This window comes from Peribacillus frigoritolerans (assembly GCF_004358755.1).
Taxonomy (GTDB): domain Bacteria; phylum Bacillota; class Bacilli; order Bacillales; family Bacillaceae; genus Bacillus_P.
The window spans coordinates 690,749-716,353 of record NZ_SMZY01000002.1 but is presented as its reverse complement, the minus strand read 5'-3'; the positions used below and the strand labels follow the sequence as shown (position 1 = coordinate 716,353).

The 25,605-nt window shown below is 40.3% G+C and carries 24 protein-coding genes and 1 pseudogene; 17 read left to right on the top strand and 8 right to left on the bottom strand.

Translation table 11 applies throughout. The features are described from left to right. Positions 1-71 precede the first annotated feature (71 nt). The 3 genes from E2R53_RS10975 (at position 72) to E2R53_RS10965 (ending at position 5,116) form a co-directional block, all read left to right on the top strand. On the top strand, positions 72-521 hold the full coding sequence (locus tag E2R53_RS10975; protein ID WP_133311792.1) for a MarR family winged helix-turn-helix transcriptional regulator: 450 nt from the start codon (positions 72-74) through the stop codon (positions 519-521). A 13-nt stretch (positions 522-534) separates the two neighbouring features. Continuing rightward, entirely contained in the window at positions 535-3,663 is a 3,129-nt protein-coding gene (locus E2R53_RS10970) for an MMPL family transporter (protein WP_133311791.1), read from the top strand. A gap of 223 nt (positions 3,664-3,886) precedes the next feature. Beyond that, positions 3,887-5,116, top strand: a complete 1,230-nt coding sequence (locus E2R53_RS10965; protein WP_206197388.1) for an MFS transporter — start codon at positions 3,887-3,889, stop codon at positions 5,114-5,116. A gap of 169 nt (positions 5,117-5,285) precedes the next feature. Here E2R53_RS10965 and E2R53_RS10960 read toward each other — a convergent pair whose 3' ends face one another. Together E2R53_RS10960 and E2R53_RS10955 are read right to left on the bottom strand one after the other, a co-directional pair. Next, complete coding sequence (locus E2R53_RS10960) at positions 5,286-6,881, bottom strand: phosphodiester glycosidase family protein (protein ID WP_133311789.1); 1,596 nt, start codon at positions 6,879-6,881, stop codon at positions 5,286-5,288. Positions 6,882-7,086: 205 nt separating this feature from the next. Next, positions 7,087-7,428 carry a general stress protein gene (locus tag E2R53_RS10955; protein ID WP_133311788.1) on the bottom strand — a complete coding sequence of 114 codons (342 nt, stop codon included), beginning with the start codon at positions 7,426-7,428 and terminating at the stop codon, positions 7,087-7,089. Positions 7,429-7,665: 237 nt separating this feature from the next. Between E2R53_RS10955 and E2R53_RS10950 the strand changes: the two genes are divergently transcribed. After that, positions 7,666-8,382, top strand: coding sequence for a YebC/PmpR family DNA-binding transcriptional regulator (locus tag E2R53_RS10950; RefSeq protein ID WP_133311787.1), 717 nt, complete (start codon positions 7,666-7,668; stop codon positions 8,380-8,382). Positions 8,383-8,769: 387 nt separating this feature from the next. Here the strand turns inward: E2R53_RS10950 and E2R53_RS10945 are convergent, their stop codons facing one another. After that, positions 8,770-9,444 carry a response regulator transcription factor gene (locus tag E2R53_RS10945; RefSeq protein ID WP_133311786.1) on the bottom strand — a complete coding sequence of 225 codons (675 nt, stop codon included), beginning with the start codon at positions 9,442-9,444 and terminating at the stop codon, positions 8,770-8,772. 160 nt (positions 9,445-9,604) lie between these two features. On the opposite strand from E2R53_RS10945, the gene E2R53_RS10940 reads away from it, so the two are divergent. The 3 genes from E2R53_RS10940 to E2R53_RS10930 all read left to right on the top strand — a co-directional run bounded on the left by E2R53_RS10940 (position 9,605) and on the right by E2R53_RS10930 (position 13,197). Continuing rightward, on the top strand, positions 9,605-10,948 hold the full coding sequence (locus E2R53_RS10940; protein WP_286166144.1) for a copper amine oxidase: 1,344 nt from the start codon (positions 9,605-9,607) through the stop codon (positions 10,946-10,948). 62 nt (positions 10,949-11,010) lie between these two features. Next, the gene (locus E2R53_RS10935; RefSeq protein WP_133311785.1) at positions 11,011-11,991 is read left to right on the top strand and encodes a class F sortase; all 981 of its coding nucleotides are present in this window, start codon (positions 11,011-11,013) and stop codon (positions 11,989-11,991) included. A gap of 225 nt (positions 11,992-12,216) precedes the next feature. Further along, positions 12,217-13,197 (top strand): SDR family oxidoreductase, encoded by a 981-nt coding sequence (locus E2R53_RS10930; protein ID WP_133311784.1) that lies wholly within the window; start codon positions 12,217-12,219, stop codon positions 13,195-13,197. A gap of 269 nt (positions 13,198-13,466) precedes the next feature. Here E2R53_RS10930 and E2R53_RS23570 read toward each other — a convergent pair. Together E2R53_RS23570 and E2R53_RS10925 are read right to left on the bottom strand one after the other, a co-directional pair. Beyond that, positions 13,467-13,723 (bottom strand): annotated as a pseudogene (locus E2R53_RS23570) (hypothetical protein); the annotation flags it as partial. A 345-nt stretch (positions 13,724-14,068) separates the two neighbouring features. Beyond that, entirely contained in the window at positions 14,069-14,668 is a 600-nt protein-coding gene (locus E2R53_RS10925) for a short chain dehydrogenase (protein ID WP_133311783.1), read from the bottom strand. A 394-nt stretch (positions 14,669-15,062) separates the two neighbouring features. On the opposite strand from E2R53_RS10925, the gene E2R53_RS10920 reads away from it, so the two are divergent. Beyond that, positions 15,063-16,250 carry a CaiB/BaiF CoA transferase family protein gene (locus E2R53_RS10920; protein ID WP_133311782.1) on the top strand — a complete coding sequence of 396 codons (1,188 nt, stop codon included), beginning with the start codon at positions 15,063-15,065 and terminating at the stop codon, positions 16,248-16,250. A gap of 76 nt (positions 16,251-16,326) precedes the next feature. Here E2R53_RS10920 and E2R53_RS10915 read toward each other — a convergent pair whose 3' ends face one another. Both E2R53_RS10915 and E2R53_RS10910 read right to left on the bottom strand, forming a co-directional pair. Beyond that, positions 16,327-16,590: a YiaA/YiaB family inner membrane protein gene (locus E2R53_RS10915; protein ID WP_133311781.1), complete on the bottom strand. Its 264-nt coding sequence runs from the start codon at positions 16,588-16,590 to the stop codon at positions 16,327-16,329. Between the two features lie 260 nt (positions 16,591-16,850). Continuing rightward, positions 16,851-17,243, bottom strand: a complete 393-nt coding sequence (locus E2R53_RS10910; protein WP_133311780.1) for a DUF948 domain-containing protein — start codon at positions 17,241-17,243, stop codon at positions 16,851-16,853. A 132-nt stretch (positions 17,244-17,375) separates the two neighbouring features. Here E2R53_RS10910 and E2R53_RS10905 point away from each other — a divergent pair, with 132 nt between their 5' ends. From E2R53_RS10905 to E2R53_RS10885, 5 genes are all read left to right on the top strand, one after another. Further along, the gene (locus E2R53_RS10905) at positions 17,376-17,891 is read left to right on the top strand and encodes a GNAT family N-acetyltransferase (protein ID WP_133311779.1); all 516 of its coding nucleotides are present in this window, start codon (positions 17,376-17,378) and stop codon (positions 17,889-17,891) included. 294 nt (positions 17,892-18,185) lie between these two features. Continuing rightward, complete coding sequence (locus tag E2R53_RS10900; RefSeq protein ID WP_133311778.1) at positions 18,186-18,314, top strand: FbpB family small basic protein; 129 nt, start codon at positions 18,186-18,188, stop codon at positions 18,312-18,314. A 15-nt stretch (positions 18,315-18,329) separates the two neighbouring features. Then, complete coding sequence (locus E2R53_RS10895) at positions 18,330-18,722, top strand: sporulation protein (RefSeq protein WP_133311777.1); 393 nt, start codon at positions 18,330-18,332, stop codon at positions 18,720-18,722. 4 nt (positions 18,723-18,726) lie between these two features. Next, positions 18,727-19,509, top strand: coding sequence for a TerC family protein (locus tag E2R53_RS10890; RefSeq protein WP_133311776.1), 783 nt, complete (start codon positions 18,727-18,729; stop codon positions 19,507-19,509). Between the two features lie 200 nt (positions 19,510-19,709). After that, complete coding sequence (locus E2R53_RS10885) at positions 19,710-20,282, top strand: YdcF family protein (protein ID WP_133311775.1); 573 nt, start codon at positions 19,710-19,712, stop codon at positions 20,280-20,282. Here the strand turns inward: E2R53_RS10885 and E2R53_RS10880 are convergent. Next, positions 20,279-20,482 carry a hypothetical protein gene (locus E2R53_RS10880; protein ID WP_133311774.1) on the bottom strand — a complete coding sequence of 68 codons (204 nt, stop codon included), beginning with the start codon at positions 20,480-20,482 and terminating at the stop codon, positions 20,279-20,281. The genes E2R53_RS10885 and E2R53_RS10880 overlap by 4 nt on opposite strands. Positions 20,483-20,823: 341 nt before the next feature. Between E2R53_RS10880 and E2R53_RS10875 the strand changes: the two genes are divergently transcribed. From E2R53_RS10875 to E2R53_RS10860, 4 genes are all read left to right on the top strand, one after another. Next, positions 20,824-21,678: a DUF1206 domain-containing protein gene (locus E2R53_RS10875; RefSeq protein ID WP_133311773.1), complete on the top strand. Its 855-nt coding sequence runs from the start codon at positions 20,824-20,826 to the stop codon at positions 21,676-21,678. Between the two features lie 183 nt (positions 21,679-21,861). Next, the gene (locus E2R53_RS10870; RefSeq protein ID WP_133311772.1) at positions 21,862-23,382 is read left to right on the top strand and encodes a spore germination protein; all 1,521 of its coding nucleotides are present in this window, start codon (positions 21,862-21,864) and stop codon (positions 23,380-23,382) included. A 13-nt stretch (positions 23,383-23,395) separates the two neighbouring features. Continuing rightward, positions 23,396-24,487, top strand: coding sequence for a GerAB/ArcD/ProY family transporter (locus tag E2R53_RS10865; protein ID WP_133311771.1), 1,092 nt, complete (start codon positions 23,396-23,398; stop codon positions 24,485-24,487). Continuing rightward, positions 24,484-25,554: a Ger(x)C family spore germination protein gene (locus tag E2R53_RS10860; protein ID WP_133311770.1), complete on the top strand. Its 1,071-nt coding sequence runs from the start codon at positions 24,484-24,486 to the stop codon at positions 25,552-25,554. The genes E2R53_RS10865 and E2R53_RS10860 overlap by 4 nt, the downstream gene beginning before the upstream one ends. The last annotated feature ends 51 nt before the right edge of the window (positions 25,555-25,605 follow it).

The following is a 25,605-nucleotide window of genomic DNA, read 5'->3' as shown; positions in this document are numbered from 1 at the left end:
AGTTAAATCTGTTAATAGTTAAACAAGTGAACAATTAAACAATAGAACAATCGTTGAAATGGGGTGAAGAGATGTCAGGAGAAAACATAAAAGAACTGGTCGACCGGTACATAACGGTTTCTTTTTCTGTTACAAGCATTGCAGAGACTCTGGTCAAAGAGCAGATTGGGAGCGATCTGACAAATGACCAGCACTACATGCTCAGATATATCAATCAGGCAAACTCATGTACATCTTCTGAGCTGGCAGAAGTGTTTAATGTGAAAAAAAGCGCGATAACCGCGATTATCACAAGGATGTTTGAAAAAGGACTGATTGAGCGGACTCGTGATGAAAATGACCGCCGCGTCGTTTATTTGACACTGACTGATAAAGGGAATGACATGTATGAAAAAGCGGAAGACCGAATTCATAAGCTTGTGGAATCCTTAATTAAAAAGTTCGATCCAATGGAAATTAAACAATTTATAGAAACCTATGAAAAGCTCAACCAAGTATTAATCGAAAGCAAAGAAGAATAACTGGGGGAAAATTATGAAGACAATTATTAAAAGCAAATGGCTTGTTCTGATTGCCTGGATTGCTGTTGTGGCAGGGTTATTGTTTGCTGCCCCGAACATGGCGGACTTAGTCAGGGAAAAAGGGCAGATTGATGTTCCTGAAGGATACTCGTCCTCTTATGCTTCAGAAATCCTTGAGGAAGTGCAGAAGGATGAAGGCGGCGGAGATGAAAGCAGCGTGGCACTTGTTTTTTACAGTGAAAAAAAACTGACAAAAACAGAAATTGCCGAAGCTGAAAAAGCGATCAGGCTGCTTGAGAAGAATGAAGAAAAACTTGGAATTACAGAAATTCTCACGCATTTTAACGAAGAAAATTTAAAAGAACAGCTTGTATCCAAGGATGGAAAAGCGATTTTGGCATCGGTCAATGTGGCCTGGAATGACAGAGAGCCGAGCGAGGTCAGAGAAGCCCTATATGGTGCGATCAAAGATGTGAAAGTGGATCACGACTATACGGGAAACTGGATGATTAATGAAGATTTGATGAAAAGCTCAGAAGAGGGCCTGAAAAAGACAGAAGGCATTACAGTTGTCTTTATTTTAGGGGTTCTGCTTCTTGTATTCAGATCGATTGTCGCGCCGCTTATTCCGCTGCTTGCAGTTGGATTCAGTTATTTGGCTTCGCAGTCGATTGTGTCATTTTTAGTTGATTCATTTCATTTTCCGATTTCAAACTATACTCAAATCTTTTTAGTTGCGGTCCTGTTTGGAATTGGAACGGATTACTGTATTTTAATTTTAAGCAGGTTTAAAGAAGAATTATCTGCATATGAAACCGTGCCGGAAGCCATTGTGGCAACTTACCGAAATGCAGGGCGCACCGTGTTTTTCAGCGGTGTTGCCGTGATGATCGGTTTTGCGGCAATCGGTTTTTCACAGTTTAAACTCTATCAATCTGCTTCAGCGGTTGCTGTTGGGGTTGCTATTTTGCTAGTGGCTTTGTTTACGATTGTTCCTTTCTTCATGGCGGTTTTAGGGGGGAAGATTTTCTGGCCGTCCAAAAGCAAAGCAGAGCACGGGGAAAGCAAGCTTTGGGCAGTATTGGGAAGGTTTTCGCTTGCACGTCCTTTTCTGTCGCTTTTGATAGTAGCTGTGATATGCGTGCCATTTCTGGCAGTCTATGACGGAGAATTATCTTTTGATTCACTAGAAGAGGTCAGCGGAGATGTAGAGTCAATTAAAGCATTCAATGCGATCGCAGACAGCTTTGGTCCGGGGGAATCGATGCCGACTCAGATTGTCATGAAAAATGATGAAAAAATGGATTCTGCAGAATATGCGGCACTTGCAGAAAAAATCAGCCAGGAGCTCGAAAAAGTGGACCTGGTCGATAACGTCCGCTCGGTTACCCGTCCAGCAGGAGAACCGATCGAAGATTTCTTTGTTGCCAAACAGGCGGAAAGCCTTGGAGAGGGAATTGGAGATGGGAAAGAAGGACTCGATGAGATCAGCAAAGGTCTTAATGAAGCAGGCAGCGAGCTTTCTAAGTCTGAGCCGGAGCTGAATGATGCAGCAGAAGGCATAAACGGCTTAATTTCCGGTACTTCTGAGCTTCAATCTGGACTGACTGAAGTTCAGGCGAATTTAGCAAAAATCGAAAATGGAATTCGTCAGGGGTCAGCAGGATCAGGAGAAATTAAGAAAGGGTTGGAGCAGGCTAAAGCTGGCAGTGAGGAATTGCTTGCAGGCTATAAGGAACTTTTGGAAGGGTACGAAGATATTGAAGGGAATTTAAAAACCTTGAGTTCTCAATATACACAGGTTCAAAACGGCCTCGCGGCTTTAAATGAAGCTATGGCTCAAATCCAGCAGCAGGATTTTGCCTATATTGAAACGAAATACGCAGGTATCGAAAATGAAGCTCAGTATCAAAAAATAAAGGGAACAGTTGGCGCTGCCCAGCAGGAGCTGCCTAAGCTTTCAGCAGGATTAACAGAGCTGAACTCCGGTTTAACTCAATTATCCGCGGGCATGAGCCAGGCAAACGCAAGCTTTGCTGAAGCAAATACAGGGCAGCAGGGCGTAGCTGGAGGACTTGATGCACTCATAAAAGGCATCGATCAGCAGCTATCAGGACTGGATCAGCTCGCTGATGGTCAAGGTCAAATCATAGATAACATACCGAAGTTTACGGATGGACTTATCGGAATCAACTCCGGGCAAAAGCAGCTGCTTGACGGATTTGGAGATCTTGGAGGTCAATTAGGAGAGCTGACAGATGGTCTGAATCAGAGTGCGGACGGTCTGAATCAAGTATCAGACGGACTTGGTTCTGCCCAGGATTACCTTTCAGGCTTATCAAAGACATCGGATACAAATGGTTTTTACTTGCCTCAGGAAGTGTTAGAGAGCAAAGAATTTGAACAGGCGATTGATGCCTACATGTCAGAGGACCGTAAAACAATGACTCTTGATGTTGTCATGGAGGCAAGTCCTTATTCAAACGAAGCAATGGAACAAGTGCCTGAAATGAAAGAGGCAGTAAAAAGAGCTGTGAAAGATACGAAACTTGAAAACGCAGTAGTCGCAGTCGGCGGAATTACCAGCACGAATGCAGACTTAAGCACCGTTTCGGCACAGGACTATTCCAGAACGGTTGTCCTGATGCTTGTCGGAATCTCAATTATTCTTATCTTCATGTTCCGGTCTATTATTATGCCAATCTACATTATCGGATCTTTAGTCTTGGCTTATTTTACATCTATGGCTATTAACGAAGTAATCTTTGTAGACATTCTGCAGTATGCGGGTATCAGCTGGGCAGTGCCATTCTTTGGATTTGTCATTTTAGTCGCTCTTGGAGTTGATTACAGCATCTTCCTTATGGATAGATTTAATGAATACCGCGACCTCTCAGTAGGAGAAGCAATGCTGATGGCTATGAAGAAAATGGGAACGGTCATAATTTCAGCTGCAGTTATTCTTGGCGGAACCTTTGCGGCGATGATGCCGTCGGGAATGCTGTCATTGCTGCAGATTGCATCAATTATATTAATAGGATTGTTCTTATATGCAATAGTGATTCTGCCGCTGTTTATTCCAGTAATGGTAAAGAGTTTTGGGCAGGGGAATTGGTGGCCATTTAAGAGGATTTCGAACTGAATAGGTTAAAGGTCAAGCCGTTTTCTTGATGGAGGACGGCTTGCCCTGCTAATCGAGTTATTTTCAAAGAAAAAAGTACTACTAGAAACTGGAAATTTACAGGTGAAATTGATAAGCTAATGGGGGCGATAAGAAGTTATTATTGTGCCCTTTCTTTATGAAAAAAATATAAGCAAGAATAGAGAAGGTCGTGATTAAGGTGAACTCAGCAAATGAACATTTAATGAAAGATTGGAAAAAAAATATTATTCTCTTTTTAAGTAGTCAGACGATCTCACTTTTTGGTTCGTCCTTGGTTCAATATGCGATTATGTGGTATATCACACTTACAACGGAATCAGGTCTAATGATGACGCTGTTTATCATTTGCGGATTCATACCTACTTTTATTTTATCTCCCATTGCGGGTGTATGGGCGGACCGCTACAATCGGAAAATGCTGATTATTTTATCAGATGGACTGATTGCGATTTCAACACTTATCCTCGCAATTGTATTTTTTATGGGATATGATGCGATTTGGCTGCTCTTTGTTATGGCTGCAGTTCGTGCAATCGGGACAGGCATTCAAACCCCGGCAGTCGGAGCCATTTTACCTCAAATCGTTCCAAAGGATAAGCTGACGAAAGTGAACGGAACAAACGGAAGTCTTCAAGCAATTATTATGTTTGTGTCTCCAATCGTTAGTGCAGCTCTGTTAACAATGGCTTCGATCGAAATGATTTTTATGATTGATGTCATCACTGCAGCTATTGCCATTCTGACGTTACTTGCGTTTTTTAATATTCCGGTGCATGAGAAAGCATCCGAAAAACAAACTACGAGCTATTTCGATGATTTTAAAAAAGGATTAACGTATATAAATAATCACGATTTTCTTAAGAAATTCTTTCTGTTTTTCGCGTTTTTCTTTGTCTTAATGGCACCTGCTGCATTTTTAACTCCATTGCAAGTCACTCGCAGTTTCGGCGACGGTGTTTGGAGGTTAACAGCCATCGAAATCGCTTTTTCAATTGGGATGATGGCGGGTGGAGGAATTATTGCTTCATGGGGAGGTTTTCAAAACAAAGTTTATACGATGACATTTGCAAGTCTTTTAATGGGAGCCTGTACGTTTGCTCTCGGGATTGTTCCTGTCTTTTGGATTTATTTAATTTGTATGGCTGTATTTGGAGTTGCAATTCCAATTTTTAATACGCCAACTATGGTTTTATTACAGGAGAGAGTAGATGAAAATTATCTAGGGAGAATTTTTGGTGTTTTTGGGATGATATCGACGTCGATGATGCCGGTTGGGATGCTCATTTTCGGTCCACTCGCAGATATAATAAAAATCGAATGGCTTCTTATTGGAACAGGGTTACTCATTTTAATCCTTGCTATCTTTTTAGGCAGAAACAAAGTATTAATTGAAGCCGGAAAAAAAGTAGTGAAAGAACATTCAATTAGTTAGGTTATTATTAATAAATATAAGATTCAATCGGTCGCAATTGGTGAATAAAATAAATCCCAATCTCTCATTTATTCCATTGAGAGATTGGGATGTTTTTAATCCTGTAATATTCTTTTCGTTGTGGACTCTGGTGTTTCTGCAAATTTAACATCCATCCCCTGAATAGAAGTTATCGAGGCAACAGTAAGATGCCATCACCGACTGGACGTTCACCAGAAGCATCAGAAGGTGTATTTACCAGCTTCTGATTAACGGTCATGGTTGTGGAGCCGCCGCCGTCAAGATTCAGGGCGTTTACCGCACCTAAAGATTTTAGAATTTGTGCACTTTCTTTAAAGTTAGCTCCAACGCTATAACCTGGTTTTCTTCCATCAATAGTTACTAAAAGAATCGTACCATCAGCTTTAATTCCAGCAGCGGTCCGTGGATGACGTCTCTCTCCAAACTGATAAAAGAACTCTGGGTTATCAGGCTGGTGAAATCCTTCTGCAGTTGCAGGAATGTCTATCTTTTTATCTTGTAAAAGCCTTGGCCCGCCATTGATGATTCCAATTTCTTCTCTTGAAGAAATAGCGCCTTCTTCTGTAACTATCTTTTTCTTAATGTTCACCTTTTCTCCATCTACCAGATGAGCTTGAATCCACTGTGCATTTTCCGCCGTTCCTGATAAAACGGTACTGCCTTCAGGAATTTTGCCTCCGCGTACTTCTCTTATTTCTGTCACGATCCCTTTGCTGTTAATGACGGCTTCAGCACCTTCACCAGAAGGAGTATTTGGTCCAAAGTGTGAAGAATACTGAATCAATTCGCTTGAATCTGTACACGTATAGTCGTGTTTTGCTTGATTGGTCTCTTTATCACCTGCACCGCCGCATCCCCGAATAAGTCCAGGTACCCGGTTTAGGCCATCTATTTCCATTTTGTCACCCTTAGATGTTTGAATGCTGAGTTTTGTATTTACTGTAGATATGGAGCCTTGATTTTTATCGTTTAAAATGAGGCTTGTTCTTCCATTTACAGCCTCACTGATCAGCTTGCCATCTACCATAGAAATACCTGCTAGGTCACCTTCAGTTCCATCTTTAGGTCCCATAACAAAATATCCGCCGTTAATGCCGCCTAATGCATTCAGCCTCTTTGACATACTAGTCAGTTTTTCTTTACCAGGGACTTGGTCATTCGCTAAAACAGGCGATATATGGCCTTTAAACGTTTTTGGGTTTATCTCAAGAACACGGACAACCCATGGTCCTGTGGTCGCATCTCGGTCTTCTCCAGTAAAAACAACCTTAGAATCGCTGTAACCTTTTGACGCCAGTTCCTCTTTTAATATCTTTGCTTGAGATTCTGCTTGGTATGGACCGATTCTCACTAGATATCCAAGCGGTTCTTGTTTCTGATCGTCTTGTGCTCTTTCATTAATTGTGTGGATAAATGAATCATAGCCCTCTGAAGCCAACTTTTCTTTGAGTTTTACTGCTTTATTGTTTGAAGAAAAGAAATCCAAATCTACCATAAAAGCATCTTCCTGATTTGCTTTTCCGTAAACAAGTTTAGAAAAGGTTGCCCCGTCCTGTAATTTATGTGATTCTTTTGTTTCATACTTGGTAAATGGGGATTGAGTTTCTGCTTTCACAGTCTTCGTTTGTGGATAGTAAGCATCGATAAGAGATGGAGTTGAAAGTAAAAATAATGCTGTGAAAGTTAGTTGAGAAATCCTTATTATGTCTTTTTTCTGAGATTGAAAAAGTGGTTTTTTCATCATTTCCTCCCTTAGTGTTGTGACTACTTCACTTTACTAAAATGTTATTAAGCTAAAGTAAAGGGGATATTATGTGTTTATGACCATTTGATTACAGAGTTAGAATCAGAAGGGTTTTTAAAATCTTCTTAAACATTAACAAACAAAATGCTCTAGCAAAATTTTTGCTAGAGCATTTTAAAACGATTCAGCATATTAAGAAGATAAATCAAAACGTCACTTCGTCCTGATTCCTTACAACGAGAAGTGTCTTTCCTTTATCCAATTCTTCTTCAAGCTTTTCAGCCATTTCTTTATCAAAGCCGATTTCTTCCATTTTTACGCGGAGTTTATCGCCTTTGCTGCGGAACACATTTTTTATGGCAGTTCCTACTCCGGTTACGCCTACGCCAATTTTGTTAGCATCTGTTTCTTTGCGGTCACGTCTCACATGGTCATTGTCATGTGACAGAATATAGATGTCGTCATCTCTGATTCCATCATGTCTTAGCGTATCAATCGATTTGCTTAATTGTTCGTCATCGTGGAATACTTTGAATTTTGGTTTCATTTGTATCGCCTCCATAGGTAAGAGATACCCGGTCTATTAAATGGATAAACAAGAGAATGTATTGGCAGAGGACCCGCATCGCAGCGGCTATTCTTTTTTCAGCAAGTAACTCGTGAAAAATCGGATGAATTTGATATAATAGATTGAATGAAGAAAATAACTAGATTTAATTGTGCAGCCAACTTTTTATAGGCATTTAAACTGCCTTTTATATGAATGGAAAGAGAGTGAAAGAATATGGGTCGCAAGTGGAATAATATTAAAGAGAAAAAAGCGTCAAAAGATGCTAACACCAGCCGGATTTATGCTAAGTTCGGACGCGAGATTTATGTAGCAGCAAAGCAGGGCGAGCCGGATCCAGAATCAAATCAGGCATTGAAAGTAGTCCTTGAGCGTGCAAAAACATACAGTGTTCCAAAAGCGATTATCGACCGCGCGATTGAAAAAGCAAAGGGCGGTTCAGAAGAAAGCTATGACGAACTTCGTTACGAAGGATTTGGACCAAATGGATCAATGGTCATCGTTGATGCCTTGACTAACAACGTAAACCGAACAGCTTCAGATGTTCGTGCAGCTTTTGGCAAAAACGGAGGCAACATGGGAGTGAACGGATCAGTTGCCTATATGTTTGATGCAACTGCTGTTATCGGCATCGAAGGCAAAACAGCGGATGATGTGCTTGAGCTGTTAATGGAAGCAGACCTTGATGTGCGCGATATTATGGAAGAAGAGGATTCAGTCATTGTTTACGCAGAACCTGATCAGTTCCATGCCGTACAAAAAGCATTTAAAGATGCCGGCATTACCGAATTTTCAGTTGCAGAGCTGACAATGCTTGCACAAAATGACATGGAGCTTCCTGAAGATGCACAGGCACAATTCGAAAAAATGATTGATGCCCTTGAAGATTTAGAAGATGTTCAGCAGGTTTATCATAATGTGGATTTAGGTTAATAGAAAAAGTATTATATAGAAGAAAACGGGTGCAAATTACAAAGTAATTTGCACCCGTTTATTTTTGAAAACTAAATTAGTGAAGAACTGCAGTAAAGAGAAAGGGAATTATGGGATTGTCCAATAATTCTCTAAAATGAAGCAGGCAGGGAAAACGAATGCTATTTCCTGCCTGCTTTTTTCTGTAGGTTCTTTTCGTAAACTTAGTTGTTTATAGACTGACTGCATGTTAAAAATCTTAAGTGGAGCGGAAGGAACGGACACTATTTCTAATCGAAAACAACAATTATGCGAAAACAGACTTTCTGGACAACCTCAAAACAAGGATAGATTTAAGGTGTCATACTCCTCAACCTCAATATGCACTGCCTTCTTAAACCTTCACTTCTACACTTCAAACTTATACCCCACACTCCATACAGTCTGAATCAGTTTTGCCTCGTCCTTTAATTTCAGCCGCAGGGTTTTGATATGGGTATCGACTGTTCTGCCGGTGCCTTTGTAATCGTCTCCCCACACAGCCTGAAGCAGCTGATCGCGCGAAAAAACGGTTCCTTTATTTTTAGCGAGCAGGGACAGCATGTCAAATTCTTTAAGGGTTAAGGACATCGGCTTGCCATGGATATATGCACGGTAGGCCATGGAATCCAAAACGAGCGGGCCGATTGATAGTTCTGCACTTTGCCTGGTTTGATAGTTGGCTCTTCTTAAAACGGATTCAATTCGCGCGAGAAGCTCTCCTGGATGGAATGGCTTGACAATGTAATCGTCTCCGCCAAGCTTAAGACCATGAATTTTATCCCATTCCTCTCCTTTAGCAGATAAAAAAATAAGCGGGATTTGATAAGATTTCTTTAACTCTTCCGCAAAAGCAAATCCATCCATAAAGGGCATCATCACATCTACAAGGATAAGATCAGGTTCTTTTTTTGAAATCAGTTCGAGAGCTTCCGGGCCATTAGAAGCTTCAGATACGTTATAACCATCTTTGTGTAAAAAGGTCTTAATCAATGACCTCATAGGTTCTTCATCGTCTATTATCAAAATCGTCGGTTCATTCATAGTGAGTCCCCCGCAGTTTTTAATCACAACTTCATAATCTCTCAAGTCATTTTATAGCAAAAAAAGAAAATAAACAAAAAAGTGATCCATATCAAAAACCCACTCGTTATCCTTAACAAGAAGTTCAAAAAGAACTCAAAAAATGAAGGAGAGTGGAATCATGAAAATCAAGAAGTTATTAGTACCAGCACTTAGCTTATCATTACTCGTCCCAGCTTTTGGAACAGCCAAGGCAGAAGAAATGAAGCCGACAGTTAATACACCGGCCGCTCAACTTAGAGCAGATTTAGACTATCTCTTATCTGAACACTTCGTTTTAGCCGTATCGGCCATGACAAAATCGTATGATGGTGCAAAAGATGCAGAAGCCGCAAATAAAGCACTTGATCAAAACGCAGCTGACATGACGCCGGCAATTGCTTCGGTATATGGAGAAGAAGGCGCTGCTGAATTTGAGAGAATCTTCAGAGGCCACAATGATTACACCGCAGATCTAGTAAACGCAGCAAAAGACAAAGATGAAAATGCACGTGCAGAAGCTGAAAAAGAAGTTGCGGAATTTGTAGAAGAATTCTCTGCTTTCTTAGGAACAGCAACTGAAGGCAAGCTTCCAAAAAAAGCAGCTGAAGAAGCGGTAAAAGTTCACGAAGCACAAGTTCTTGAAGTATTTGATAACTACGTTGAAGGCGACTATAAAGAAGCGAATGAAACGTTCCGTGAAGGGTACAAGCATATGTATGTCATCAGTGATGCACTAGCAGGAGCCATCACGACGCAAATGCCTGAGAAATTTGAAAACACAAAATCAGATACTCCTGCAGCAGATCTTCGTTCAACATTAAACAGTCTTGCAGCTGAACATTTCGCATTAGCAGCTACAGGCATGCAAAAAGGTTTTGACCAAAAAGAAGATTACGACTTCGTCAGCTGGTCTGAAGATGCAAACACGGCAGACTTCAAAGCGGCAATCGGCTCTATCTACGGAGAGGAAGGCGCAGCACAGTTTGAAAAAGTATGGCAGGGCAACCATATCAATGCACAGGCTGAAATTGTAGCAGCCACTCTTGAAGGTGACGAAGCAAAAGTAAAAGAAGCAAAAGCTAAGCTTGATCAGTTTGCAATGGATTTTGGTGCATTCCTTGGTGCAGCTACTGCTGAAAACTTGCCGCCAAAGGATGCGGAAGGTGCCGTTAAAGCGCATGAAGCACTTGTCACTCAAACATTTGACCAGTACGTTGCTGGAGACTACGATGCTTCTTACCAATCATTCCGCGAAGGATACAAATTCATGTTTGGTGTAGGCCAAACATTGGGAAATGCAATTGTAACGCAAATGCCCGACAAATTTGCAGCTTCAGAAATGCCTGAAGATATGCCGAAAACAGGAATGGGCGGAGCAAGCGAAGCATCATCTGCTTCTGCTATGACATTTGCAGGTCTTGGATCACTCCTTGCTCTTACAGCATTGTTCTGGTTCCGCAGAAAATCAGCTAATCAACAATAAATAAATGGATGAAGAGAGGGAGACCTCTCTTCTTCTTCAATTAAAAGAGGTGCAGCGGTCCCATGAAAAAAATTATGATTCTTTCTATCAGCAGTCTTATCTGTTTTATCCTCGCAGGCTACAATTATGGTATTTTTCCAAATCAGCAATCCTCCCAAAAACAGTCCCAAAAAACAGCAGAGCAAACGGAAGTTCAGACGGAGAATGTAACAGCTGAATCTGAAAACGCAGAAAGCCCATTATCCAATGAGTTTACTCTATTAAAATCCGAAGTTAAAAAGCTGACAGAAGCACAAGCAAGACAATCGGCTCAAATGAAAGGCATAACGCCTGTTAAAGTAGAGATCCCTTCAATAAAAGTAGAAGCGAACATTGAACAGGTAGGTATTTTAGAAAACGGACAGATGGGAGTCCCTCAGAAAATCAAGGATGTAGGCTGGTTTGAACCGGGGGTAAAACCAGGAAGCAGAGGCAGCTCTGTTCTTGCCGGACACGTGGACAGCAAAACAGGACCTGCCATCTTCTTTCATTTAAAAGACTTAAAGCAAGGTGATGAAATTATTGTGACAGATAAATCAGGAAAGGCCTTGACTTTTCTTGTGAAAAAACAAGAAAGCTATCCCCGGGGATCAGCTCCTATCGATGAAATCTTTCAGACCTCAGAAGGACAACATCTAAACCTGATTACATGCTCAGGCACATTCAACCGATCAGCTGGTACACATGAAGAAAGACTCGTCGTGTATGCTGAACTGAAAAAAGACAAGGAAATCAAAAAGGAAGCACCGCCCGCTTCACCTGAAAGTGTAGAGATAAACGGCACGTTTGTAACATGGCACGCTGTAAGAAGTGAAAACATCGTGGGGTACAGAATTTACAGAGGTGACAAAAATGGGGGCAACTTCGAAAAGGCGGGAAGCGTCTCAGCCCATGAAAGAAAAAGCTTTACCGATGAAAACGCCGCTGATCACACGTATTATGTAACCGCAATTGATGCTTATGGGCAGGAATCAGAGCCTTCTGAAATCGCAGCCGTAAAATAAATAATAACTAAAACCGAATTGAAACAAGTAACGGGTTCCGTTTTGGAGGAGATTTCAATTTGACATGAAAAATGCAATTGAATTTGCAGAGAAACTCGCACACCATTTTATAGTTAAAATGGTGTTTTTTTTATAAGAAAGGCTTTTTTCACACATTTTATACTTTAATTGTAGTGAACAACATAAACATTCTATAGTAGAAAATTATTTCTATAGGAGGTTTCCATGGATCAAAAGGATCAAAGTCGTCAATTAGATCAAATAAAGCAAATGCAACAAATGTTTAAAGCGAACATGAAAACTCAACCTTATCCCATGTACCCTAACTATGGGAAAATCACACGTTACGAAGAAATCCCGATAAGTTTACCTGAACAGCGCCAGCTGCGCCATCCCGGAGAGGAAAAATTTATGGTGCCCCTTCCAATTATCGAAAACCCGAACTATAAAGGGAGTGGAAAGTTAACAGGAAAAGTAGCTCTTATTACAGGGGGTGACAGTGGTATTGGTGCAGCAGCAGCAATCGCGTTTGCTAAAGAAGGCGCAGATGTTGCTATTTCATACTTAGATGAACATGAGGATGCAAATAGGACTAAAACGAGGATTGAACAACTCGGACAACGTTGTTTACTAATGCCTGGTGACTTGCGAGACAAACAACAGTGTATCTCCATTGTAGCACAAACAGTAAATACGTTTGGACGTCTCGATATTCTTTGTAACCACGTTGGTATCCAATTCCAACAACTAAGTCTGCTTGACATTACAGATGAGCAATTCGATAACACCTTCAAAGTTAATATATACTCTCATTTTTACACAACAAGAGCAGCGCTTCCTCATTTAAAACCAGGCAGCTCAATCATTGGCACTACTTCAGTGGTGACGTATGTAGGTGAGCAGCAAATGATTGATTATACGGCCACAAAAGGAGCAATAGTTGGCTGGACACGTGCCTTGGCTAAAAATGTCGTGAAACAAGGGATCCGAGTCAATGCCGTCGCCCCCGGCCGTATTTGGACCCCGCTTATTTCAGCAAGTTTCTCGTCAGACCAAGTCGCTGTATATGGAGCATTTAATCCAATGGAACGAGTTGCCCATCCATTTGAACTCGCACCAACCTTTGTCTATCTTGCTTCTGATGATTCTCGTTTTGTTACTGGTCAAGTTCTTCATGTTGATGGGGGAGAATCCACACATTCCTAATGGAAGGGGATTACCATTTTGAGGTATGAATTTAATCCAGAAGTAAAGCTATTGCTAGTAAACCATTCAAATGAAAAAGTAAAGATGGTCTATATGGAGGATTCCTGGCCAATGTCTAAAATAGGACTTAGACCACCTTACTATTGCTACCCAAATTACGAGCTTAATTATCCAATAATCTAATAATAACAGACAAAAAGAATTCTATACACAATGTGAGAGTCCATTCAACCTTTCGCTTAGGGTTCGCAATTATGCAAACTTTCAATTCATCCATATAAACTAATAAGAAAATAGGATAACGGTTTTAAGACGACTTTTATCCAGTCGTCCTCACGACTATTAAATATTTGATAACTATGACTTGCTTATCCAAAGGCCACTTTGTGTGTGGGTCAAATTCGTTATTCGTTATTTTTCCAAAAATTTATTCATAAAATGTATGACTGATGCCCATTCTCAGATTGATATTTCTAACCCATCCCAATGGAAACACATTATAGTTGCCCCCATAAACACCTATTAAAATATGTCGGGAGCAGATGTAAACCTTAACGAAAGTGCAGCTGTCTAACGAGTCAGGTATTTATACAGAAGATTATGAGATCTTTGCAGATGATTCGCTCGGACTTCGCTTCTTGTACCGCTTTCAGGAATGGAGCGGCATCTCAAACTTTTAACAAAAACGGCAGCCTGTGAGCTGCCGTTTTCCTTTTAAAAAGAGAAAAAAGTATAATATTTTGCGCTTCGATGGCGAGCGGAATCGCTCAAGCTCCTCGGCCAGAACGGATCCGCAAGTATTGGCAATAAGCGCCTTTTCTGTCGGATCCTTAGCTGTCATGACTGCGCTAAACAGGCGCTTGCTCTTTTCTTAATACACTTTATACGTTTGCCCCGTTTGAGCACCAAGGACACTCTTTTTATAAGCAAGTGCTGCATCCGCTGCAGCAACCGGTTTAAAGCCCTGAAAAAATTCAGCATACTTATCCATGGATTCAATCAGGACATTGGGACTTACGTTATTGATTCTGATTCCTCGCGGCATTTCGATGGAAGATGCTCTGACAAACGACTGAATTCCCCCGTTCGCCATGGCTGCGGAAGCTCCTTTAAGAATCGGATCATCCATCATGACTCCGCTGGTGAGAGTAAAGCTGCCTCCGTCATTTACAAAAGGGATGCCGAGTAAGACGAGGTTGACCTGCCCTTTTAGTTTGCTCATGATTCCTGTTTCATTTAATTCAGGCGTAAGCTCTTCAAGGGGGGCAAATTGTGCTCTTCCGGCAGCGCTGACAACTGCGTCTACTTTGCCCACAGCTTCATACATCTTTTTTATGCTTTCCGGAGAAGTGAAATCTACTTCCACATCTGCGCCGTTACGGCCTGCACGAATGATTTCATGATCTGTACCAAATTCTTTTACAATCGCATTTCCGATTGTTCCGCTTGCACCTATTAGTAATATCCTCATTGAACAGCCTCCTTATGGATGATTATGGTTTCTATTATATCTTTCATTTTTCTGTTCTTCCAATCATTTAAGCTGGAATTAATAATGTTTCTTTTACCTATATACCGACAGTATTTTGTAAGAGGAGTTGTAACTTATAAATAAATATTAGATTGATAAATTCAGAACAATCAGATATAATGACGGTACCAATCCGATGACAGCAAAAACCTTGCTGCATAGCCGGAATAATGAATAGCTTGAATACTAAATTAAAATGGCACCTTATTCATTTGATCTTCTTTTGCGGGAAGACGAGCCTTGAGTTAAGAGCCAGTGAAACGGCAATGTTTGGACATTGTTTGTTTTACTGGCTCTTTTTTATGTATAAATCCAAAGAAAAGAGGCAGATAAAATGGGAAGAGCATTAGAAGGAGTAAAAATCATTGATTTATCCCGTGTGTTAGCCGGCCCTTTTTGCACCATGGTTCTTGGAGATTTAGGGGCAGAGATTATTAAGATAGAGCATCACGAATCGGGTGATGAGACAAGAGCTTGGGGGCCGCCGTTTATTAATGGGGAAAGTGCTTATTATTTATGCGCGAACAGAAATAAAAAAAGCATCACTCTTAATCTTAAATCAGAAAAAGGCAAAGAAATTTTTCATCAGCTTGTCTCTTCAGGAGATGTTGTGGTTCAAAATTTTAAAACAGGGACATTAGAAAAAATGGATTTAGGCTACGAACAATTAAAAAAGAGTAATTCATCACTCATCATGGCTTCGATTACAGGCTTTGGATTAAATGGACCGTATAAAGATTTGCCTGGCTATGATTATATCATTCAGGCAATGAGCGGAATAATGAGCATCACAGGTGAATCAGAAGGAAAACCGGTGAAAGTCGGGGTTGCGATTGCAGATGTTTTAACAGGTTTATACACATGCATTGGAATTATGACAGCTTTGTATCACCGGGAAAGAACAGGAGAGGGTCAGGAAATTGATATTTCATTAATGGACTGTCAAGTTGCTTCATTAATCAATGTGGCCAGTAATTTTTTATGCAGCGGGATTGAACCTGTCAGGCTTGGAAATCAGCACCCAAACATTGTCCCTTATCAAGTATTCACAGCGTTGGATGGGGATTTCGTCGTTGCAGTTGGAAACGATGATCAATTTCGGAGGTTTACAAATCAATTGGGAGTGCCAGATTTAGCAGATAGGAAAGAGTTTCGTACGAATGAAGCAAGAATTCAAAATAAGGATCATTTAATCAAGATTTGTGAGGATATTATAAAAAGGAAAACCAGAAAAGAATGGAATGAGCTGTTTGATAGCAGCGGAATACCAAACGGTCCAATCAATTCAGTAAAGGAAATGTTTGAAGATCCTCAAATGAAAGCCAGGGAGATGGTGGTAAACATGAGACATCCTCTCATTGAAGATCTTAAATTAACAGGATCTCCTCTAAAACTATCTAAAACTCCGGTAACTATGAATAAATACCCTCCATTATATGGAGAACATACGGACGAAGTCCTGCAGCAAATAGGGTATAGTAAAGAACAAATTTCTGATTTTAAACAAAATAAGATTATTTAGCAGGAGCGGAAGAACGTATTTTCACCATGGTATAAAAAAGAAGGCACACACCTGTACCTTCCAATTTACGAGTCTATTAATCCATCGATTTTCCGATATTTTGCTTACGTTCCTGCTCAGCAATCAATTCGTCATCTTCGGCGTTATCTCTTGTTACTTTCTGAGTAAGAATGGCTCCGACTGCAACCAGCATCATAACCGCAATGTAGTAACCTTTTTCATTTAGCTGCAGATTGTCTGCGTTGTAAAGACCGATACAAAATAATGCGACACCTGCAAAAAAAGTGAAATAGGCTAAAAAGGTGAATGCAGGCGTATTTCTTCTTCTGTACTTTTGCATATTTATGACCTCCCTGATATTAAAGCTATGTATGTAATGACTTAGATATCATACCATAATTTACCTGAAGTGAAACCTGAGGATTGTAAATTTTTGTTGATTTTAAATGGCGGGTTTTTGGAAAAAAGACAGTATTTCTTACAAAAAAGAAAGTATTCCAGGCATAGTGGAAAGTATTGGACGCAAATGGGGCAGTAAATCCATCCAAATGGAAAGTAAATGCAAAAAGAACGATTTGCGGGCAGCAAATCGCTCTTTTTTTACTTAACATTAATATGAACAGGCCCTTTGATCCGGACTGGAGGTTCATTTACTGAAATTTCGGTGCGCGGCGGGCGTTTTCCGCCGAAGACGGCACCTACCTGTTTAATCGAGCTTGTGACATTGTGAATCATTTCTCCCACATCCTGTGCGGATTCAAGCAGCGGATCGACCGTTTTGATTTTTCCTTTTAAGTCAACGGTAATCTGATTAGCTGTATGTATCAGCTGTTCTGCTTCTTCTGTCAGGCCGTTAACCGCGTTTCTGACCTCAGCAAGTGTCTTGTTTGTTTCATCAAGTGTGACCATCCCTTTTTTCAATGTCCCGACCAGATTGACAGCAAGAAAAATAAATGCGCCTGATGCTCCTGCTACACTCAATTTAATAAGCATTTCTTCACTCCTTTTTACTTTCACTTTATGTTTTTCCGGGACCGTACATTCCTATATTTAAATGATAGAAATTTTATGGCCAGTTGAGGTAAACTGTTCTTACTGAAGTCACCCAGCGAAAGGAATAAATACATGATAAAAATCAGACAAGAAGCCCCTTCAGATATCTCAGCCATAAAGAAAGTAAATGATGCAGCATTCGGTCAGGAAAATGAGGCAAATTTAATTCATACAATCAGAAAATCTCCGTCCTTTGTGCCAGAACTTTCTCTAGTTGCCGAAAACGAAGAAATTGTCGGGCATATTTTGTTCACTAAAATAACAATCGAAACGGAAAACGGCAGTGAGGTTCCTTCACTGGCTCTTGCGCCTATGGCGGTTAAGCCGGAATTTCAGAAAGAGGGAATTGGATCACAGCTTGTTCGCGAGGGCCTGAAACGCTGCAGAGAACACGGCTATGATTCAGTCATTGTCCTTGGACATCCTGAGTTTTATCCCAAGTTTGGATTTGTTCCTGCAAGCACGAAGGGCATTAAACCGCCGTTTACGGTTCCCGATGAGGTGTTTATGCTGATTGAGTTAAAGTCAGGTGCACTTGATGAAGCAGCTGGAGTTGTGAAGTATCCGCCTGCTTTTATGAATGTGTGATCTTGGCCTGATTTTCAAAATTATTATGATTTTGTGTTGACACAGAGTAGGATTGCCTTTATGATAAGAGTATACAAATCGAATAGTTTCTCCTAAAGGGGAGTAGCTTTTACAATAGAGTCGTCATTTCGAAGCATTCGTTGCTTCCGGCCCTATTGGCAACCATTACGTTGTTAGCAAGACCTTTACCTATAATGGTAAAGGTCTTTATATTTTTTTCAGATAAAAAACCTTTGCCAGATCACAGGCAGAGGTTTTTTTATTCGAAAAATGTCCTGAAAGGTGAGATGAAAAATGAAAAAAGTCAGAGGTTCAATTGAAAAGCTTATTAGAGAAAACAAAGAGGAGCTGCTGAAAGATAAACGCCAGCTCGAAAAAATTGAAAAACGCATAGATGATAAATATTCAAAAGAAAATTCATAACAGGAGGAATGTATCATGATACTCAGAAAATATATGTCGATTTTAGGAATCGGTTCAGCGCAGATTGATCTAATTTTGCCTAAGGAAGAGTTTGAGCCAGGAGAATGCATCAAGGGTTATTTCTTAATCAAAGGCGGTCTCATTGAGCAGCAGCTGAAACGCATTGATTGTGATTTAGTTATGGCTGATCAGTCATCAGGATCAGAAAAGGTCATTGAAACAGCCAATATTTTAACTTCTAAACAGATTCAGTCAGAGGAGCAGAACAGGATTGATTTTAGATTTCGATTGCCTGAGGATTTAGCGGCTTCAACAGAGGAGAGGTCGTATTACTTTAATACAAGACTTGTGTTTAATGAAGGTGTGATCAGCAAAGATCAGGATTTTATTACGGTAAAGGGGGAGTAATTAGATGGAAATGACGATGTTAATGGAATATGGATGGGTACTGCTCCTGTTAATTGCAATCGAAGGGCTGCTCGCAGCAGATAATGCTCTTGTACTGGCCATCATGGTGAAGCATCTTCCTGAAGAGCAGAGAAAGAAAGCCTTATTTTACGGTCTGGCCGGCGCGTTTGTTTTCCGCTTTGGCTCCCTGTTTGCGATTTCTTATCTCGTAGATGTATGGCAGGTTCAGGCAATCGGTGCTCTCTACTTGTTGTTCATTGCAGCAAACCATATTTTAAGAAAGCTAGTGTTTAAGAAAAAAGAAGAAGATAAGCAGGATGAAAAGAAAAAGTCAGGATTCTGGCCAACGGTGCTTAAAATTGAGCTTGCGGATATTGCGTTTGCGGTTGATTCGATTCTTGCAGCTGTAGCGCTTGCTGTTACACTTCCAAATACAAGTCTTCCTCAAATTGGCGGCTTGGATGGCGGAAAGTTTCTCGTCATTTTTGCTGGAGGAATCATTGGACTTGTGATTATGCGGTTTGCGGCCAACTTCTTTGTTGACTTGCTTCATAAAAGACCTGGTCTTGAAATTGCCGCATTCGCGATTGTTGGATGGGTTGGTGTGAAGCTCTCCGTCTACACGCTGTCACACCCGGAGCTCGCAATCTTGTCAGAAGGATTCGCTAAGTCTCCTGCATGGAAAATCACATTCTATGTTGTTCTTGTTGGAATCGCATTAGCGGGCTGGTTTTTATCCAAAGAGAAAAAAGAAGAAACACCTATAATTGAAGGAAAGAATGCATAAAATTAAATCGGTATCTTTTTTGCTGGGAAGCTGGCAGGGGAGATATCGTTTTTTTCTGCAATTAGTTAGATAAATAAGGCTTGCGCAAACATCTGCAGCCAATCATAATCATAGTTGAATTCCTAAAAAATACTAGTTTACCCATATATTATAATTTATATTAAATATAAAACTATTAAACATGAAACGGACGGACTTCGATGAAAAAAAGAATCTTGATAATTATGACCGCACTTTTTGCAATAGGCTTAATCTATACAGGCTTTTTGCATTACAACATCCACCGGTACAGCTCAGAAAAAGCGATAGAAGACGCTGATTACATAATCGTACTCGGGGCGAAGGTGAATGGAACAGTTCCTTCGCTTGCCCTGCAATACAGGGCGGATGCAGCAGCAGAGTATTTAAAAGACAATCCAAATACGATTGTGGTTGCCTCAGGAGGGCAGGGTCCCGGCGAGGAAATAACGGAAGCGGATGCAATAAGCAGGATTCTGCAGGATCATGGGATTAAAGAAGCCCGGATCATAAAAGAATCAAAGTCTACGAGTACGATTGAAAATCTGACCTTCTCAAAAGCATTGCTTCCGCCAAGTGCGAAAAAAGGTCTCATTGTAACAAACGATTTTCACATCTACCGTTCATGTATGATTGCAAAAGATCTTGGTCTTGATGCGGCAGGTCTTGCAGCTAAAACACCAGCCAAAGCCATCTTGAAATCCTATACAAGAGAATACTTGGCCATTACCAATTATTATGTGAAGAGCCGCTAAGAGGCAAAATAAAAAGAACCATCTTTTCCTTCACCCTGGAAATGGTTCTTGTACTTTTGCTTATATAGCTGCTCTTTTTTTGTTTTTGTTTGTCTTGTACGCAAGTCCTGAAACACAAACGGGCTTCTGCCTGCTTCCGGATTCCTTTCTCCTTCGCGCATTTTCTTCAATCGCTGTTTTTTTGCTTTAGATTGACTCATGCTTTAACACTCCTTGTCATGTATTTCTATCAGTATACGGGAAAGAACCGGTTTTTGTACAGGAAATGGTAAAAATATCAGAGTGAATGGTACACTGAGAATTCTCATTTTGGAGACTTTAATTTTCAATGACGATTTCTCCCTCCATTATCCCCCTCAAGTAAATTATAACAAGGCAAAAAAGAAATCCTTCAATTAATCTTTTGCTTTGGAGAGCTGTATTCCTTTCTTTAGTTTACTCAATGGTTTTTGTATAAAGAAACATTTTCCAACAGGTTTCTTTTCTCTTAACAATGGGAAATTAACACTCAGCAGGCATTATATTTAAGGGAGCGATTGGTATGGAGTATTCTGCAAAAGCAGGTGCTAAGCAAAAAACAAATCAGGCAGGAAATGAAACGAAGCCCTGGATCAGGCGTTTGGGCAGATTTGGATATATGGCAAAAGGAACCGTTTATTTCTTAATCGGGCTTCTTGCTTTGATGGCCGCACTTGGCCTTGGAGGCAAAATGACAGGAACAAGCGGAATGCTTGAGACGGTTGCAGGGAAGCCTTTTGGAGAAATTCTTCTTTGGGCGATTGGAATTGGCTTAATCGGATATGTGATTTGGGAAGTGATTAAGGCAATCCTCGATCCGGAAAATAAAGGAACGGATGCTAAAGGTTTATTGACTAGAGTTGGCTACGGAGTAAGTGCAATTATATATGGAGGTATCGCGTTTAAAGCCATCTCAATCGCCATGCATGCTAGTTCAGGAGGCGGAGGCGGATCGGAAAAAACGATCTCTGCCAAGCTATTGGCACAGCCTTTTGGACAATGGATCATCGGGCTCGTAGGCATTATTATAATCGGCTACGGAGTGTATGAACTGTATAATGGTTACACTGAACGATTTATGAATAAATTCAGAGTCAGTGAAATGAATCAGCATGAGAAAAAGATAGCCAGAAAATCAGGGAAAATGGGGCTGATAGCTCGAGGAGCAGTTCTTGCTATGATCGGTTATTTCTTTATTCAGACAGCTATTACGGCTAACCCTGAACAATCAAAAGGCATTGACGGAGCACTTGCAGAACTCGCTTCAAAGCCTTATGGACAGTGGCTGCTTGGAATTGCAGCTGCAGGACTGATGCTTTACGGCATTTATGAAGTGATTCGAGGACGTTATGAACATATGAGTTTTGGCGGTAAATAAGAAACGGAGCAAGAATCCAATAAGGGTTCTTGTTTTTTTATCTTTTCATAAGCTAAAATCCTCCTGCAGAATGGTTTAGCATGATCGCCTATTAGATTTATTCATATTTTATAAAAAACAAGGCACCTTAAGAATGTCTTGTTTTTTGATGTGAAAATTCCTCAGGTTAGAGGAGGAGAGAGCTTGTTTCCTTTTTTTAAGAAAAAACCAGCTTTTCCTCAGCAGAAAACAGCTGGGGAGAAGAACGAAGATGTAAAGCTTGAAGATCTGCTGAAGCAATGCAAGCTGTCGTCTGATTTTACCTCGTATCGCTATTCACAAAGCAGTCCTTATTATATTCATTACTATAAAACTTTAGTAGATGTAAATGTATTACATAAGCATATTCTGCCTTACTTAACCGAAGGACAGAGCAATACGAGTTTATTTGAACTGAAGGAAGTTCTGCCGATTGATAATACAGAAATCATTGGCAATGTGCTCAAAATTCAAGAAAGGCTAATGTGTGGTTATGTTGCCGTTCAATGTGAAACGAATTTAAATGAAGTGCTCTTGCTGTCAGCCGTTACCGTAGAGAAAAGAGCGGTCAGTCTGCCTGAGGTTGAATACAGTGTTGTCGAACCTAAAGAAGCCTTTGTTGAATCTCTGGATGCTAATCTGAACTTAATTCGTAAAAGACTTCCTATTCCTGAACTTGTTGCTGAAGAGATGAGGGCAGGAAGGCTTTCTAAAACAAGAATCGCTGTTTTATATATTAAAGGAATTGCAAATGAAGATAACATTCAAACGGTCGTGCAAAGAATAAAAGACATCGATTATGACTCGATTTTGGATAGTTCAATGATTGCACAGATTATTTCTGATAATAACAATTCCCCATTTCCTCAAATGATTGATACAGAACGGCCTGACAGGGTAGCGGGTGTTTTGTCAGAAGGGAAAATCACGGTTTTGGTTGACGGTTCTCCTCATGCGCTGACTGGGCCGACAACGCTGGTTGAATTTTTCTCTGCCTTTGAGGATTATTTTTTATCCTGGCCGATTGCCTCGATTTTCAGGCTTGTCCGGTTATTTGCCGTTTTCTTTTCCGTTGTATCTACTGCCATGTATGTCGGCGTGCTTACCTATCATTACGAAATGATTCCGCAAAACCTTCTGAATCCGCTGGTAGCATCCAGGAGCGGTGTTCCTTTTCCGCCAATATTAGAGGCCATTATTCTTGAACTGACAATCGAGCTCCTGAGAGAAGCGGGTGCCAGATTGCCGACTAAGATTGGCCAGACAATTGGGATCGTAGGCGGGATTGTTATTGGAACAGCGGCTGTTCAAGCCGGACTTACGAGCAATGTACTGCTGATCATTGTGGCTCTTGCTGCACTCGCATCCTTTACTACTCCCGTTTATCAAATGGGCAACGTCATCCGTTTAATCCGTTTTCCTTTTATCTTTTCTGCACAGTTTTTTGGTCTAATAGGGATTGCTTTTTGTTTTGCTTATTTTCTTGGGCATTTGCTTAAGCTGTCTTCCTTAGGCCGTCCATATCTTGCACCGGTATATCCCCTAAGGCTTAAAGATTTAAAGGATTCCATTTTCAGGCTGCCGATGAATATGCAAAATAAAAGGCCTCTTCAAATGAGATCACCTGCGCCTGATCGTTTTCAGCCAAAAGTTCATAAAAAAGTGAAACGGGATATTGAGGAGTAAAGGAGGTGTTCCCATGTTCCCATTGCCTAAAGATGATAAAAAAGTATCCAATTATTTTGTGTTTTATTTGATACATACCATGCAAATTGGTGTGGGGATCTTAGGATTTGAGAGGTATATCGCGAAGTCTGCGGGCCACAGCTCCTGGATCGCTATCATTACTTCCGGCATGACCATTCTTGTTTTGATCTGGTTATCGTACCTAATTTTAAATAGAGGAAAAAATGATATCGTAGCCATCCATCACCAGGTTTTCGGAAAATGGATTGGAGGGATTTTCAGTTTTTATTTTATTATTTATTACGCCATGTTTGTCCTTGTTTTGATTCGTACGTATGTAGAGGTCATACAGGTGTGGGTTTTTCCGGATGTCTATCATTGGGTATTCATCGCGATTATTATTCTAATTTGTTATTCATATGTCACAGGAGGATTCAGAATTGTAACCGGAATTGCTTTTCTTGGAGTCATCTATGGATTACCGTTATTATTCGTCAAATATTTTCCGATAAGGGAGTCTTATTTAGGCAGCCTACTACCTGTTTTTGATCTCTCGTTTAAGGAGCTCTTGTCGGCTACAAAAGGAATGACGCTTAATTACCTGGGGTTTGAAGTACTGTTTATGTTTTATCCGTTTATAAAAGACCCGCCTAAGTCTCAAAAATGGGCTCATTATGCTGTTTTATTCAGTATGTTTATATATTTGCTGACTGCACTTGTTTCGTTTGCTTACTTTGATCAGAATCAGCTGAAAACAACCATTTGGGCAACGCTCACTCTCTGGAAAATTGTGGATTTGACCATTATTGAACGTTTTGAATATGTAGGTATTTCTTTATGGTTTTTTGTGGTATTGCCTAATATGTGTATTGGACTATGGAGCGCAAGCAGGGGAATGCACCGTCTTTTTTCCATGACTCAAAGGAATGCGCTTCGAATTATATGTTTTATCATATTTATCGCCGCTGTCTTTTTAAAAGACAGAGAACAAATTGATTTGCTCAATAACAACATGTCTGAGATAGGCTTCTATACGATTTATGGATATATTCCTTTACTGTTTATCTTGCAGCTCATCATCATGAAGGTGAGGAATAAAAAATGAATGGTTATAAAGTTTTTGCATTCCTGCTATGCATGTGTTTCTTAAGCGGCTGTATTCCTGTTTCAAAAGTGCTGGAAGATGTTCAGCTGATTCAGGCAATTGGCTATGATTATGTTAATGATAAAGAATTTCAAGTGACTGCCGGTGCTACTTATACACCGCCTGGCATTCAATCCAAACCGCAAAACGTAGCATTAACCGCTGTAGGCCGGACAAGCAAACATATAAGGCAGGAAATTCAGGCACAGTCTCCAAGACCAATTGAAATAGGCAGGGTGGGAGTGATTTTGTTCAATGAGGAACTGGCGAGAAGCGGAATCGATGATTTCGTTGACAATCTTCAAAGAGACCCAAATATAGGGAGAGACATCAGTTTAGTTGTATCAAAAGGTAAATCAAATGAAATCCTTTCAACAGAATCCGAACAGCACGAATCTGTTTCACAATTTGTCATTGATATCGTTACACAAAATATGGAGCGGACAATTCCAAGCATCAATCTGCATCATTTTCTTTTTCATTACCGGAGCGAAGGATTTGATCCTTTTTTGCCTCTTATTGAGAAAAAGGGGGATCTTATTCAAGTTTCGGGTGTAGCTCTTTTTAAAGGAGATCATTTAGCCGAGACCATCGATCTGAAAGAAGGTTATATATTAAAGGTCCTATATGAAAAAATCCGAAAAGGCATCATTGAAATCGATATAAAAGAAGACAAGCAGGTCAGCATACAAAATCTTTCTTCCAACACAAAGTTCAAACCTGAAAAAACAGTAAACGGCTATAAGTTTAATGTCAGCATAAAAATGGATGGAAGAGTCATGGAAGGCGGAGGATTAGATCTTACACAAAAAAAGAATATCGAAAAAATTGAAAAGAAAACAGAAGAAATGCTGGAAAAAGAAGCTTTAGTATTGCTTGAAAAACTGAAGAATTTAGATGTCGATCCACTTGGCATTAAGGAAGAGCTAAGACAGGAAGGCTATAAAGATTGGAAAAAGCAGTATGGATCTGTTCATTTTGAGGTAGATGCTAATGTTCATCTGATTCAGGCTGGGATAATGGAATGAGAATAAGACGAATAGATTCCTCACTCTGATGCAGAATAGATATGTATGTCT